The 14,407-nt window shown below is 28.5% G+C and carries 10 protein-coding genes; 2 read left to right on the forward strand and 8 right to left on the reverse strand.

What is annotated here, in order from left to right; genetic code table 11:
- The first annotated feature begins 133 nt into the window (after positions 1–133).
- Positions 134–1,024, forward strand: coding sequence for a DMT family transporter (locus tag AVENP_RS13555; protein ID WP_128359911.1), 891 nt, complete (start codon positions 134–136; stop codon positions 1,022–1,024).
- Here the strand turns inward: AVENP_RS13555 and AVENP_RS13560 are convergent.
- Positions 1,004–1,876 carry an AraC family transcriptional regulator gene (locus tag AVENP_RS13560; protein WP_128359912.1) on the reverse strand — a complete coding sequence of 291 codons (873 nt, stop codon included), beginning with the start codon at positions 1,874–1,876 and terminating at the stop codon, positions 1,004–1,006. The genes AVENP_RS13555 and AVENP_RS13560 overlap by 21 nt on opposite strands.
- A 108-nt stretch (positions 1,877–1,984) precedes the next feature.
- Here AVENP_RS13560 and AVENP_RS13565 point away from each other — a divergent pair, with 108 nt between their 5' ends.
- Positions 1,985–3,088 carry an aminotransferase-like domain-containing protein gene (locus AVENP_RS13565; protein WP_128359913.1) on the forward strand — a complete coding sequence of 368 codons (1,104 nt, stop codon included), beginning with the start codon at positions 1,985–1,987 and terminating at the stop codon, positions 3,086–3,088.
- A 26-nt stretch (positions 3,089–3,114) separates the two neighbouring features.
- Here the strand turns inward: AVENP_RS13565 and AVENP_RS13570 are convergent, their stop codons facing one another.
- From AVENP_RS13570 to AVENP_RS13600, 7 genes are all read right to left on the reverse strand, one after another.
- Positions 3,115–5,235: a methyl-accepting chemotaxis protein gene (locus AVENP_RS13570; RefSeq protein ID WP_128359914.1), complete on the reverse strand. Its 2,121-nt coding sequence runs from the start codon at positions 5,233–5,235 to the stop codon at positions 3,115–3,117.
- Between the two features lie 295 nt (positions 5,236–5,530).
- Positions 5,531–7,231: an FMN-binding glutamate synthase family protein gene (locus AVENP_RS13575; RefSeq protein ID WP_128359915.1), complete on the reverse strand. Its 1,701-nt coding sequence runs from the start codon at positions 7,229–7,231 to the stop codon at positions 5,531–5,533.
- A gap of 94 nt (positions 7,232–7,325) precedes the next feature.
- A complete protein-coding gene (locus AVENP_RS13580; RefSeq protein ID WP_128359916.1) occupies positions 7,326–10,895 on the reverse strand; it encodes a bifunctional proline dehydrogenase/L-glutamate gamma-semialdehyde dehydrogenase in 3,570 nt (1,189 codons plus the stop codon).
- A gap of 134 nt (positions 10,896–11,029) precedes the next feature.
- Positions 11,030–11,752, reverse strand: coding sequence for an ABC transporter ATP-binding protein (locus AVENP_RS13585; protein ID WP_128359917.1), 723 nt, complete (start codon positions 11,750–11,752; stop codon positions 11,030–11,032).
- Complete coding sequence (locus tag AVENP_RS13590; RefSeq protein ID WP_128359918.1) at positions 11,752–12,528, reverse strand: ABC transporter ATP-binding protein; 777 nt, start codon at positions 12,526–12,528, stop codon at positions 11,752–11,754. The genes AVENP_RS13585 and AVENP_RS13590 overlap by 1 nt, the downstream gene beginning before the upstream one ends.
- On the reverse strand, positions 12,528–13,493 hold the full coding sequence (locus AVENP_RS13595) for a branched-chain amino acid ABC transporter permease (protein WP_128359919.1): 966 nt from the start codon (positions 13,491–13,493) through the stop codon (positions 12,528–12,530). The genes AVENP_RS13590 and AVENP_RS13595 overlap by 1 nt, the downstream gene beginning before the upstream one ends.
- A complete protein-coding gene (locus AVENP_RS13600) occupies positions 13,493–14,395 on the reverse strand; it encodes a branched-chain amino acid ABC transporter permease (RefSeq protein WP_128359920.1) in 903 nt (300 codons plus the stop codon). Before AVENP_RS13600 ends, AVENP_RS13595 begins: the two co-directional genes overlap by 1 nt.
- Positions 14,396–14,407 lie beyond the last annotated feature (12 nt).

A 14,407-nucleotide genomic window follows, 5' to 3' on the forward strand; every position in this document is an offset into this window, starting at 1 on the left:
TATTAAAAATTAATCATATCCAAAGTTTTATTTAATTTTTATACCATAATCATATAATTTATATACAATTTATACATAATATACAATTTTGTAAATATGATATAATCTCGGCTTTTATTTTTAAAGGAATATTTTGAAGTCAAAATTATATGAATTAAGAGCAGATTTATTACTTTTATCTGTTGCAATTGCTTGGGGTGTAACATTCCTAATGGTTCAAGATGCCATTAATACAACACCTGTTTATGCTTTTTTATTTTTTAGATTTGCTATTGCATCTATTTTAATGTTTTTTATTGCATTTAAATTTTTAAATCAAATTAATAAAAAAACCATTTTTTATGGAATTATTCTTGGAATATTTTTATTTAGTGCTTTTGCTACTCAAACCTTTGGATTGAGTTATACAAAAAGCTCTATTGTTGCTTTTATTACAGGACTTAATGTAATTTGTGTTCCTTTTTTAGCATATTTTATTTTTAAAGATCATATAAAGAGAAATGTATTAATTGCCACATTTATAGCTGTGATTGGTCTATATCTTCTAACTATGTCAGGAGCATTAACAATAGGAAAAGGTGAGCTTTTAACTTTAATTTGTGCATTTTTATTTGCCTTACAAATAATCTATACAGGAAAGTTTTCAAAAGAGGTAAATGTATTTTTATTAGTTTTATTTCAGTTAATTACAGTTACTGTATTATCTTTAGGCTTTTCACTTCTACTTGATAATGTTACATTTAATTTAACATATGATTATGCATTTTTTAAAGCTGTTTTAATCACAGCTATATTTGCAACTGTTTATGCTTTTTTAATTCAAACTTATATGCAACAATTCACAAGTGCCACAAAAACTGCCATTATCTTTGCTATGGAGCCTGTTAGTGCTTCTATTTTTGCTTTTTTAGCAGTTGGTGAGTTATTAACAAATATTCAAATAAGTGGGGCTATTTTAATTGTACTTGCAACTATCATTGCAGAAGTAAAATTCAAAAGCCTTTCACACATATTTAATAGGTAAATAATAGTCCAAAACAAACTCTTCGTCACTACTTAGAAAATGATTTTTTTGATAAATAGTATATGAAGGGTTTGGTGTTGTTTCATAACCACTATCAATTAACCAATAATGATAAACCCACTGAATAAGTTTTATTACATCCCCATATCTTCCACTAAGGGAGAATTTTGCATAAACTCCCTTTGGAATAATTAAACTAGGAAGAGAAACATCTTTTAAATCTTCATTTTCAAGGGTTACAATTGCAATATATTGACACTCTTCAAGTGGAGTTATAATTGGATTATCATGGTGTAAAGCCATTTGTTTATACTCTTTAATATCATTTGTATAAATCCATGTTTGTAATTTTCGCCAAGTTTTTTTGATACTTACATCATAACCTTGATGTCTTATATAATAACCTTTAATCTCTGGCATTTTTACAATAACTGGTTCTATATCAAAAATAGTGATACTCTTATTTTGGTTTGTAATTTTTTCAACTATTTTACTTGAGTAATCTTTGTATCCACCATTTTTCCAAATTTTTGGTGTCATTTCAAATCTTTGTTTAAATGCTCTTAAAAATGAAGTTTGAGAACTATATCCACACATACTTGATATATCTGTAATTGTAGAATATTTATTTGTAATCAATAGATTTGAAGCTTTTTGAAGTCTTATAGATTTTATACTTTCATAGATATTCTTTCCAAACTCTTCTTTGAAAATTCTATGAAGATGAAACTTACTTACTTTTAATTCTATACTTAATTCATCTATATTTATATCTGTGTCTATATATTTATAAATATAGTTCATCACGTCATTTGCAATTTTTGCTCTTTTTTCATGGGTACTTTTTTTCATAAATGAATTATATCTACAAATTAGCAAAAATAGATAATAATAAAAGCAATATATGTAAAGAATAAAAACTCTCATTTGAGTATGCTTATAATAAAAAATAGGAGACTTATGAAAAGATCATTTATTAGAGAAATCCTTGAATCAATTGATGAACATACAATATCATTTGCAGGTGGACTTCCAAGTGAAAAACTATTTCCAAGGGATGATTTAAAAACTGCAACAATGAAAATATTTGATAATCCAAAAGTATTTCAATACGGAGTTAGTAATGGAATTTCTGAATTAAGAGAAAAAATTGCAGCAAGATATACAAAAGAGGGATTTCCTACAACTAAAAATAATATTTTAATTACAACAGGAAGCCAACAAGGTATGTACATCCTTGCTAAATATTTTGAAAGTAAAGATATAACTATTGAAGAACCATCATATTTAGGTGCTATGAACATTTTTAGATTAAATCATCTTACAATGAAAGGTGTAGAACTTGAAAAAGATGGAGTTAATATTGAAAAATTCAAAGAGAGTTTTAAACAAACAAAATTAGCATATTTAATTCCAGATTTTCAAAATCCATCAGCAACTACATACTGTGATGAAAAAAGAGAAGAAATTGCAAAAATTGTTGAAGATGAAAATGGATTATTAATCGAAGATAGTCCTTATAGTGAACTCTATTTTGATAAAAAAAATATTTCTATTAGTTGTAAAATTCCAAATAGATCATTTCATTTAGGAAGTTTTTCTAAAACTTTAGTTCCAAGTCTTAGAATTGGATGGATTAGAGCAGATGAAAAATTACTTCAATCTTTAATGATTATAAAAGAAAGTATTGACTTACACTCTTGTGGAATTTCTCAATATATTTTAAATGAGTATTTAGAAGATGAAGCAAATTATGAAAAACACCTTCAAGATATTAGAGATGATTATGAGAAAAAAGCAAACTTCTTTTGTGAACAATTAGACAAGTATTTACCAGAATTTAAATATGAAAAACCAAAAGGTGGAATGTTTTTATATGGTAGTTTTGAAGGAATTGACTCTTTTGCATTGGTACAAAAATGTATTGAGAAAAAAGTTGTTTATGTTCCAGGTAATCAATTTTATATAGATAAAATTCCAAATGGAGAAATTAGATTTAACTACACTCACTCAAGTTTTGAACAAATTGAGCAAGGTATTAAACTAATCAAAAGCTGCTTATAAAACTATAGACTAGAGATTTCTCTAGTCTATGACTTAAACTCTTTATTATTTACATCTTCTAATATTTTCTTAGCAATTGTTGAAGTTTCTTGTGCAATTGTTGAAGTTTCACTAGCTACAACAGCATTTTGTTGTGTTTGTTTATCTAGTTCATTTATTACATCATTTATTTGTTCAATACTTGTTCTTTGCTCTTTTGATGATTGTGAAATATCTTCAATAATTTTTGTTGTTTTTGAGATATTGTCATTTAATTGTTTATAACCACTTATCATATCATCAGCAATTTTTTTACCATTATTAGCTTTATTAGTTGCATTTTCTACAAGTGTTTTAATCTCTTTAGCAGCTTCTGCTGAACGAGATGCAAGGTTTCTCACTTCTGCTGCAACTACGGCAAATCCTTTTCCAGCTTCTCCAGCAGTTGCTGCTTCTACGGCTGCATTTAAAGAAAGGATATTTGTTTGGAATGCAATTTGATCAATAATAGTAATTGCATCTGCAATTGCATTTGTTTGCTCATTTATTTCATTCATTGAAATAACTGTTGAGTTTGCAAGTTGCTCACCTTGTAAAATCGAACTTGTTAATTGAGTTGAATATGAAGACATTGTTGCAATTTTTTCACTGTTATTTGCAACTGTTGATGTGATTTCTTCAATTGCTGCTGCTGTTTCTTCTAAAGCTGCTGCTGTATTATTTGAAGATTTATTTAAAATACTTACATTACTTGATAACTTTTTAGAATTTGCTTCTAAAGTAATACCAGTCGATTTATTTACATTTAGCATTTCATTAATAGTCAAACACAAATTATTTAAACCCCTTGCAATATCACCTTTTGGATTTTGAATTGTTTGTGTAAAGTTTGATTTTGAATATAAATCTAAAGTAGTAATTATTTCATTAATATTATCATGAACATTTTTACTAATTTGACTAATCATCTCATTTAATATCTCTTTTAATTCACCTAAAGATTTATTGTTTGTTTCTTGAGTTACAAATTTATCTAATTTTCCCTCTTTAACCCTATTTACTACAGATTTTACATTTTCAATTAATTTTTTATCATTTTCAAAATTTGTAGAAACTAATTCAATCTCTTTATCAAGAATAGCTGCCATTTTCCCAAATTCATCTTGAGAATTTATATTAAGTTTTTTAACATTTTGAGTTTCACCTTTTAAATAATTAAAGAAATCATTAAATCCATTTTCTAAAATTTTTAGAGGTTGCAACATTTTTGTTAATGAAAAATATAATATAGAAATAAATACAATTAAAAGTGCTAAATATGTAATGATGTCAATAATAACATTATCATGAAGCTTTTTAAATACAGCATCATTATCTAACTCAATTACTAAATACCAATTAGTTAAAGGAACTTTACTAAAACTAACGATTTTTTTAACACCATCAACATCTAAAATCTTAAAGGCAGAATCTGTATTTTTTTCTATTGATTTAAAAGCAACACTTTGTTTATTTAATAACTCTTTGTTTTTATGAATTAAAATTTTGTTATCTTTATCTAATAAATAAGCAAAACCAGATTCATGAATTTTAAGATTTAAAATAGTATTAACAACTGTATCTAAGAAAATATCTGAACCAATAACTCCAACAATTTTTCCATCTATAACAAGTGGTGTTACAACTGAAATAATTAATTTACCAGTTACCACATCCATATAAGGTTCAGAAACAGCTGATTTATTTAGCTCAATTGCTTTCATGTACCAAGGTCTTTTTCTTGCATCATAATTTTTGCTTTTTAAATCATAGATTTCACCAGTAGATAATATTAATGCTCCATCTTTTTCATAACCTAAATATAAATCTGCAAATGAACCTGAATCTCTACCTAATACTAATTTAGATATAAATTCACTATTTTGATTATAAATATCAATTTTTGCTAACTCTTTAGCAACAGATTCAACTATGACAATCTTTGATTTTAAATAATTATCAATAAAATCAGATGTTTTAGTTACTAACTCTAGATTTCTTTCCTCAACCAATTTATACTCTGATGTATATGCATGGCTTGTATTTAAAAATCCCAATATTGAAAAAGATAGAATAAAGCCAATTAAAACTATTAATAAAACTTTGTTTCTAATATTATATTTTTCCATGAAAACCCTTATTTTATATGTTCAAGTGATTATATCTTTGAATAATACCAATATGGTATCATTTCTTACATATGATTTATTGATTTTACATCAATTAATAAATAGATATAATTAAAATATGAATATTTTATATCCTTATTTATTTTTTGTATATCATCTATTTTAATTTAAATCAATAATCTATATATTCACGGGTGAACAGGTATATTGGGATACTATGGGATAATAAAGAAATCAAATAAAATGATTTACTTGTATATACCTGCTCACCAGTAAATATAAAATTTACTGTTTATTACTTTTGTTTTTCAAATATTCTTCTTTCAAATAATGAGTCCATATCATCATGTATTTTTGAATCAATATCAAGAAAAATTAATTTCTCTTTTGTTAAACCTTTTACATTTTTTAATCCCATAACAGCTAATAAGCTTTTCATACTTTTTAAAACATTGTTATGATAATTTTTAATATATTCTGAGTGTTTAGCTACAAAATAATTTTTTCTTTTTTTAATATCTTGAGTTGCTAATCCAACTGGACATTGATGTTTTGTGGCACCTGAACAATATCTCGCTCGAATACATCCAGCACTCATCATAAATCCACGTGCAATTTGAACAAAATCAGCACCTAAACATAAAATGATAATTACATCATCAGGAGTTAATATTTTCCCACTTGCAGATATTTTTACATGTTCTCTAACACCATAATCTTTTAATACTTTATCAACTAAATATAAAGCATCTCTAATATCCATACCAATTCTCTCCATCATATCAAGTGGAGCTGTTGCACTTCCACCACTTCCTCCATCAATAGAGATATAATCTGGATATGGTAAATTTAATTCAACTCTTCTTTTTATCTCTTTTGCTATTGGCACAATATTATCGTAATCAGAAATTACAATTTTAATACCAACTGGTTTTTGTGACGCTTCTTGTAAAGTACCAATAAAATCAAATAACTCTTCAATACTATTTGCATAAGGAAATCTATTTGGTGAAAAAGCATCTTTGTATGGTTCAATATTTCTATAATATCCAATAGAAGGAGTTACTTTTTGAGCAATTAATTTTCCACCTGTTTGTTTTGCACCTTGAGCCAATTTTATCTCAGTCATTTTGCAAAAACTCATCTGCTTTTTATATCGTTCAATATCTAGTTTTCCATCTTTTGTTCTCACCCCATAAAGCCCTGAACTAATTTGTAAAATAATTTCTGGCATATCAGAGGGGACTTCCTCAGGGAAATTTTCTAAAGGTGCATCCCAATTTGGTCTATAAAAAGACTCATTTTGTTTATTAAATACATAAGTATCTTTTAAAGGATTTTTCTTAAAAACCAATTTTCTATAAATATCAATAGCAACTGGAACATTAAATAAAAACTTTGAAAGCTTAAAAATCTTTTGTTGTAAATCATTACCAATAACTTCAGTCATATATTTTTCATTGTAATTATTATGAGTAACAAAGAAATTTGATGTTAATCCACCCTCACCACTATTTATAGGGAATTTACCCATTTGTGAACCTTGAACAAAAGCTCTTGTTCCCTCAGGAGAAATAGATCCATCACTCATAGGAGCTCTTGCAATTATTGAAGATGTTTTAAATGGTTTTCCTCTTTTTTCACCAAATACAACTGAAAAATCATTATCAACCTCATCATCATTTAATACAATAGTTGTATGTCTTAACATAAATTTTGGTTTTGGTAAAGGTTGAGATGGAGAGAAAGATGAGTAATTAATCTTATCTCTAGCAGCACTATAAACCCACTCTAATTTATCCATTGATTCATAAAATTTTTCATCACCAAAATATTGTCTAAATGGCTCTCTAAACTCTTGAAATACAAATCTCAATCTTCCAATTATTGGATAATTTACTAATATTTGATGTTTTCTTTGTACATATTTATCATGTATATACCACGCAAGTATTACAATAATAAAAATTAAGAATACTAAAATCCCTACTGTCATTTTTAATCCTAATTTATTTAATTTAGAATCATATCACTAAAAAGTGCGTGAAAAGTAGTCTTAAAATTAGGAATAAAATAAGAAGATTAACTTCTTATTTTATTCCTCTTGCACCAATATTTCCATATCTATGGAAAGAGTGAGAAATTGATTGTTCGATGAAGTAATTAAGTAATTCTAATCTTCCTTCCATCATAGGTTTTGCTCTTACAATAAATGTTAATAATTTAGTTGCTGCTTCAAAAACTAATGCAGGAACTTTTGAAATATCTGAGTAAATTACTCTATCGTATCTTGAAATAGATGTAATAAGTTCTTCATCACTTTGTTCTATTAATCTATCTCTTGTAGAGAATAACTCTTTTGTAGCATTTAAAAATGATTTTACTTCTGCATTATTATTTACAGAAACTTTAAAATGAACCCCTGAAACTTTTGCTGCTAAAATTCTTGAAACTGTTTCGAAAATTGTATCACCTGAAGAAACTCTAATTAAAACATTTTTTAAAGGTAAATATTTAAAGTGATTATCTTCACCTCTTACTTTTGCATAATCTTTAGCTTGAGAGAATTCATTTTCAAAATTTTCTAAATATGATTGTAATGCTACTTCAAGTTTTTCAAACTCTTCTTTGTTTTTAGAACTGTTTTTACAATTTTCTAGTAATCTTGTTAAATCATTGTTATATTTTTTAGCTACTTTTGGAGCTGATTTTTCTTTAAATTCTACAAATTGTGTGATGTAGTTAAAAATACCTACTTTTCTTCCTGCCCCAATTGCTGATTTACCCATTCCACCAAATGGCTGTCTTAATACAATAGCTCCAGTTGTTCCTCTATTAATATATAGATTTCCAGCTTTTAGATTCTCTTTCCAATATGTTACTTCTCTTTCATCAAGTGATTCAATTCCAGAAGTTAAACCATATCCTGTATCATTTACAATTTTTACAGCATGTTCTAAATTGTTTGCTTTAATAACTGCTAAAACTGGCCCAAATAATTCATTTTTATGGATAAAACTTCCTTCACTAACTCCCCATTTAATAGCAGGTTTTAACATATATTCATTATCTTGTGCATATGAAGGAGCCAATAGCCATGATTCATTTTTTTCTAAAGTATTAAGTGCTTTTTCAAGATTTCCAGAAACTTTATTTGCTAAAGTTCCAATTCTATTTTTGAAATCCCAAACAGATCCCACACTCATTGAACTTGCAGTATCAATTAATGCTTTTTTAAATCCCTCATCATTGTAAACTTCTTCTTCTAAAACTAATAGTGAAGTTGCACTACATTTTTGACCTGAATTTGCAAAGGCACTTTGACAAACATTTTTAACTGCTTGTTCTCTATCTGCCATATTTGTAACTATTGTTGCATCTTTTCCACCAGTTTCTGCTGTTAGAAATAAATCTGGTCTAGTTTTTAGCATAGTTTTTGCTGTATCTTCACCACCTGTTAGAATTACAAAATCTACATCTTTATTTGCAATTAAATGCTCACCTGCAAGTGCTCCAGCACAAGGAACGAATTGAAGAACATTTTTAGAAATACCTGCATCCCAAAAACATTTGCACATTTCATATGCAGTTAACGCAGCTGATGATGCTGGTTTGATAATAACTGTATTTCCAGCTGCTAGTGCAGAAGCAACTCCTCCTAAAGGAATAGCAACAGGGAAATTCCAGGGTGGAATTACAACACCAACACCTCGTCCACTAAACTCTAAGTTTTCATATTTTTCAAAATATTGAGTACTATATGGATAAAACTCTAAAAAATCAACTGCTTCACTTACTTCAACATCAGTTTCAGTAAATACTTTACCAACCTCAGCAGCAGCAACTCCAATTAAATCACCTCTTCTATCACGTACCTTTATAGCAACTAATTTTAAAGCTGCTTGTCTTTGAGCATGGGTTAAACTTCTCCAACCATCAACATCAGCCTTTGCAACTTCAACCGCTTTTTTAATATCTTCAGCATTTGCATTTGCAAATCTTCCAGCTAAAACGCCCTCTTTTAATAAAGATTTATCAATTGCATCAACAACTATTCTATTTTCTGTAATATCTAATCCACCAATTACAATTGGAGTAATAGCATGAACTGTATCTTTTGTAAATTTCCATTTTTTAACAATATTTCTAGCCCACTCTTGGTTAGCAGGTAATACAAAATCTGTATCAGCTTCTGCGTGATAATGTTTTGTGTCATAAGATGAATTAGAAAAATTATCCCAGTTTTCAGTAAGTCTATTTTGTTTTCTTTTTGCACCTACAAATGAAGTTTTTTCATTTTCAAAAGATTTCAAAAATAACTCTTTTTGCATTTTCCAATCAGATGAACCAACTTTTAAACCAAATGAATATCTAATAAAATTATTTGGACCTGTATTTTCATCAAGTCTTCTCACTAAATATGCAATTGCATTTGTAAATTGTGCTTTTGAAGCAGTTGGTGCATATAAAATTACAGATTTAGAAATCTCTTTTATTGCTAATCTAGCAGCTTCACTCATTCCCTCTAACATTTCCAAAGTATGATATTGGCTTGTTCCATTTTCAGCAGCTAGTGTTGTTGCATATGCTAATTCAAATAAGTTATGAGAAGCTGTTCCTATGTGCATATATGGAGCATTTTCAGATTCTAATGCATATCTTGCCATTCTTTTATAGTTTGAATCTGTATCAGATTTATCAGTATAAGTTACCATTTCCCAATGTTTTTGACTAGCTTCTGTCTCTTCCATTTCCATATTAGCACCTTTTACAAGTCTAAACTTGATAGGACTTCCACCATTAGCAACTCTATTTTTTGCCCATTGGCATAAATCTTTTTGCCAATTAAATGAATCTGGTAAATAAGCTTGTAAAACAATACCTGCATAGAAATCTTTAAATTCTGGTTTTTCTAGGGTTCTTTTAAATACTTCAACAGTAATTGCTAAATCTCTATACTCTTCCATATCAAGATTGATAAATTTATTTGATTTTGTTCCATCAGGAGCAATATATGGATATTTTTTTGCTTGTGCGTAAATTTTAGATAATTTTTCAACAAGTACTTGAACTGTATGTTCAAAATTTAAAGCATTAATTTGAGAATATATAGTTGAAATTTTAATAGAAATATAGTCAATATTTGGATTTGATAGAGCTTTTAAATATTTTTCCATTCTCTCTGCTGCTTCAACTTCACCAAGAACAACTTCACCAATAAGGTTGATATTTACTCTAGTTCCCTCTTCTTTTCTCATTACTAAATGTTTATTAAATGGTTCTTCTTCACCTTTAATAACTACAGTTTTAGTATCTTCTCTGATTTGATTTACAAACATAGGAACAGATAAATTTGGTAAAAATTTACCAAAATTAGTAAACAACCATAAAAGTGTTTTATCTTTTGTTGTAAAAAAGTGAGCCATGCCATGTTTTTCAAGTAAAAAACAAATTTGATCAGCAATTCTAGCATTTGAATCACATCTAAAACATTGATCCATTAACTCTATTAAAAGTGCTTTATCTTTTGGATGATCAAGCATTTTATTCATTTTTATATAAAACTCTCTATCAAAGTCACTTACAAGTTGTGTTGCTCTATTTTGCCATTTTTCTGCAAGACTTATTGCTGAATTTACAATTTCTACTTCATTTTTCATATACTATCCTTAAAATTAATTAAATATTAACCAGATTTTAAGTAGCTTACGACGCACGCTTTAAATGTGTCAATAGAGGGGAAACCGCCAAGTTACACCCCTCTTGCTACTTATACTTCTTTTCTTTTATGTTCTTAATGCTTTTTACCCAAATAGGCTTCTTGAATGGTTTTTGAGTTTAGTAATTCCTGTGATGTTCCTTCATGTGTGATTTTTCCAACTTCTAAGACATAAGCTCTATCTGCTAATTTTAAAGCTGCCTTTGCATTTTGTTCAACTAATAAAACTGTAACTCCTGATGAGGCTATCTCTTTAACTGCTTTAAAAATTGCTTTTATCAAAATTGGTGCAAGTCCAAGTGATGGTTCATCTAAAATTAAAAGTTTTGGTTTAGACATAATTGCTCTTCCAATTGCAAGCATTTGTTGCTCACCACCTGAAAGTGTTCCTGCAAGTTGTTTTTTTCTCTCTTTTAATCTTGGCAAAATGTCATAAATCCACTCTAAAGTCTCTTTGTCATGGTCTTTTAATGTGTAAGCCCCCATCATAAGATTTTCTTCAACTGTTAAAGTTCCAAAAACTCTTCTTCCTTCTGGAGAATGAGACATTCCAAGAGCTACAATATCATGTGCTTCACATTTAGTAATATCATTTTTATCAAAAATAATATTCCCCGATTTTGCTTTTAAAAGTCCAGAAATTGTCTGTAAAGTTGTAGTTTTTCCAGCACCATTTGCACCAAGAATTGTTACAACTTCACCTTTTAGAACTTTTAGTGAAATTCCTTTAATAGCTGATACTGCACCATATGAAACATGAAGGTCTCTTATTTCTAGTAATACTTCATTATTTACCATTATTCATCCTCCTCATCATCAGTTCCAATATATGCTTCAATTACTTTTGGATCATCTTGAACAAAATCTGGCTCACCTTGAGAAATTTCTTTTCCAAAGTTAATAACTGTAATATAATCAGTTAATTTCATAACCATTTCCATATCATGCTCAATCATCATAATGCCAAGACCCATTTCTTTGATTTTTAAAATAATATTTGTAAGTTCAATTGTCTCATTTTCATTTAATCCTGCTGCTGGTTCATCTAAGATTAAAAGCTCAGGATTAGCTGCTAGTGCTCTTGCCATTTCAACTTTTCTTTGATTTCCATAAGATAAATCTCCAGCAGGTGTTGCTGCATATTTTGTTAATGCAAAAAACTCCATCAACTCTTCAACTTTTTTCCATTGTTTCAACTCATCTTTTTTATAAAAAGGAGTATGAATAATCGAGTGATACCATTTTTGCATCGATTTTGTATGACAACCTGCAATAATATTTTCAGCAACACTCATCTCTTTAAAAAGTCTGATATTTTGAAATGTTCTTAAAACTCCCCTTTGGGCAATTTTATATGGAGCCATTCCTGTTATATTTTCACCTTTGTATTTAATAGTTCCCTTTTCAGGAGTATAAATACCTGTAACACAGTTAAAAAGGGTAGTTTTCCCTGCTCCATTGGGACCAATAATTCCATATATTTGGCCGGGTTTTACTTTGATTGTTAAATCATCAATTGCAACTAAACCATGGAAAAATTTTGAAACATTTTCAATTTCTAATACATATTTCATTATTTTGATTCCTCCACTTTAGCTGCTTTCTTTTTTAAGAATTTAGGAATAGTTCCAAAAGTTGCAGGCCAAACACCATTTGGTCGCAAAATCATCGTAAGAACCATCGCTGCTCCAAAAATCAAATATCTTGATTCTTTAAATTCAGTGAATAATTCAGGTAATACAAACATTACAAATGTTCCAATAATAATTCCAGGAAGTGAAGCAGAACCACCAACAAGAACGATTGCAAAGAACATAACAGATTGCATAAAGTTAAATGACTCAGGACTTACAGCTGAATACTGAATAGCAAAAACACACCCAGCAGCACCTGCAATTGCAGCACCTAAAGCAAAAGCAAAAAGTTTATAATATGAAATATTAATACCCATAGATTTTGCAGCTATTTCATTTTTATTTATGTAATATAAAGCTCTTCCATATTTTGAGGTATCTAAATTTCTAATAATAAATAGTGTAAGAATTAATAATCCAAAAGCAATGTAATAAATTGAAGTATCACTAAATAATTCATAACCAAAAACTCTAACAACATCAATTCCAAAAATACCATTTGGACCACCTGTTAATCCAAATAGATCATTTGATAAAACTTGCTCAAATATAATATTAAATCCAATAGTTGCAACTAATAAATAATCACCTCTTAAATGAATAATTGGACCAGCAAGTAAAATTGAAAAAACAACTGGTACTAAAATAGCAAAAGGTACAGTTTCAATAATTTCAAATCCAAAATGCACATTTAATATAGCAGTTGTATATGCACCCATTCCAAAGAAAATTGCGTGTCCCATATTAAAAATTCCAGCTCGTCCAAGAATAATATCTTGCGAAAAAGCAACAACTGAAAATACTAAAAATGTAATACCAATGCTTAACCATGCAGAATCAACTAAAAATGGAAAAACAGCCATAACCGCTATAAATAATGTAGCAATAATTGTAGTTTTATTCATTATACTTTCTCCGCCGTTTTTTCACCAAGAAGACCTGTTGGTCTTACAATTAGAATTACTATCAATAAAATAAAGGTAAAAGTTTCTGCCCAAGTAGTTGAAATATAACCTGAAATCATTGCATTAAATAATCCAAGTAATAATCCACCTAGCATTGCTCCTGGGATTGAACCAATTCCTCCAATAATTGCTGCAATAAATGCATTTAAACCATAAAGCCATCCCATATCAAATGTTAAACCTCGATAATAAATACCTATGAATAAACCTCCAACAGCTCCTAACATTGAACCTATAATAAAAATAGTCATAATAATTCTATTAACATTAATACCCATTAATTTTGCAGCATCTTGATCAATAGCCGTTGCTCGAATTGCTGTTCCAATTTTTGTTTTATTAATAAAAATATAAAGTGATACCATTAATACAGATGACAAAAGTAAAATAATAACTTGTGTAAATGAAATAATTACGCCACCGAAATCCCAAGATGTACTTGGAAATATATCAGCTGGGAATATTTCCATATTTGGTCCCCAAATAAGCATAATTGCATTTTGGATTACCAAAGATGCCCCAAGTGCTGAAACAACTGCACTTAATCTTGGTGCCGTTCTTAAAGGTCTATATGCAAGACGCTCAAGAAGAACACCTACAAAAGCCACCACTATTGCTGTTAATAAAAATACGATAATTATATTTATTAAAGACAATGCATTTGAACCAAAAAACTGCGTAAATATAGTCAAGCCAACATAAGCAGAAAAAGCTACCAAGTCACCGTGTGCGAAGTTAATTAACTTCATCACACCGTAAACCATTGTATAACCTAAAGCTACTAATGCATAAAGACTTCCTATAGTTAAACCATTAATTAACTGTTGAAGAAAAATATCCATTATTTATAAACC

The organism is Arcobacter venerupis, from assembly GCF_013201665.1.
GTDB classification, from domain to species: Bacteria; Campylobacterota; Campylobacteria; order Campylobacterales; family Arcobacteraceae; genus Aliarcobacter; species Aliarcobacter venerupis.

Bases quoted from the DNA above. Each gene is read 5' to 3' on its own strand.
- AVENP_RS13560 (WP_128359912.1), bottom strand. From the start codon at position 1,876: ATGAAAAAAAGTACCCATGAAAAAAGAGCAAAAATTGCAAATGACGTG.
- AVENP_RS13565 (WP_128359913.1), top strand. From the start codon at position 1,985: ATGAAAAGATCATTTATTAGAGAAATCCTTGAATCAATTGATGAACAT.
- AVENP_RS13570 (WP_128359914.1), bottom strand. From the start codon at position 5,235: ATGGAAAAATATAATATTAGAAACAAAGTTTTATTAATAGTTTTAATT.
- AVENP_RS13575 (WP_128359915.1), bottom strand. From the start codon at position 7,231: ATGACAGTAGGGATTTTAGTATTCTTAATTTTTATTATTGTAATACTT.
- AVENP_RS13580 (WP_128359916.1), bottom strand. From the start codon at position 10,895: ATGAAAAATGAAGTAGAAATTGTAAATTCAGCAATAAGTCTTGCAGAA.
- AVENP_RS13585 (WP_128359917.1), bottom strand. From the start codon at position 11,752: ATGGTAAATAATGAAGTATTACTAGAAATAAGAGACCTTCATGTTTCA.
- AVENP_RS13590 (WP_128359918.1), bottom strand. From the start codon at position 12,528: ATGAAATATGTATTAGAAATTGAAAATGTTTCAAAATTTTTCCATGGT.
- AVENP_RS13595 (WP_128359919.1), bottom strand. From the start codon at position 13,493: ATGAATAAAACTACAATTATTGCTACATTATTTATAGCGGTTATGGCT.
- AVENP_RS13600 (WP_128359920.1), bottom strand. From the start codon at position 14,395: ATGGATATTTTTCTTCAACAGTTAATTAATGGTTTAACTATAGGAAGT.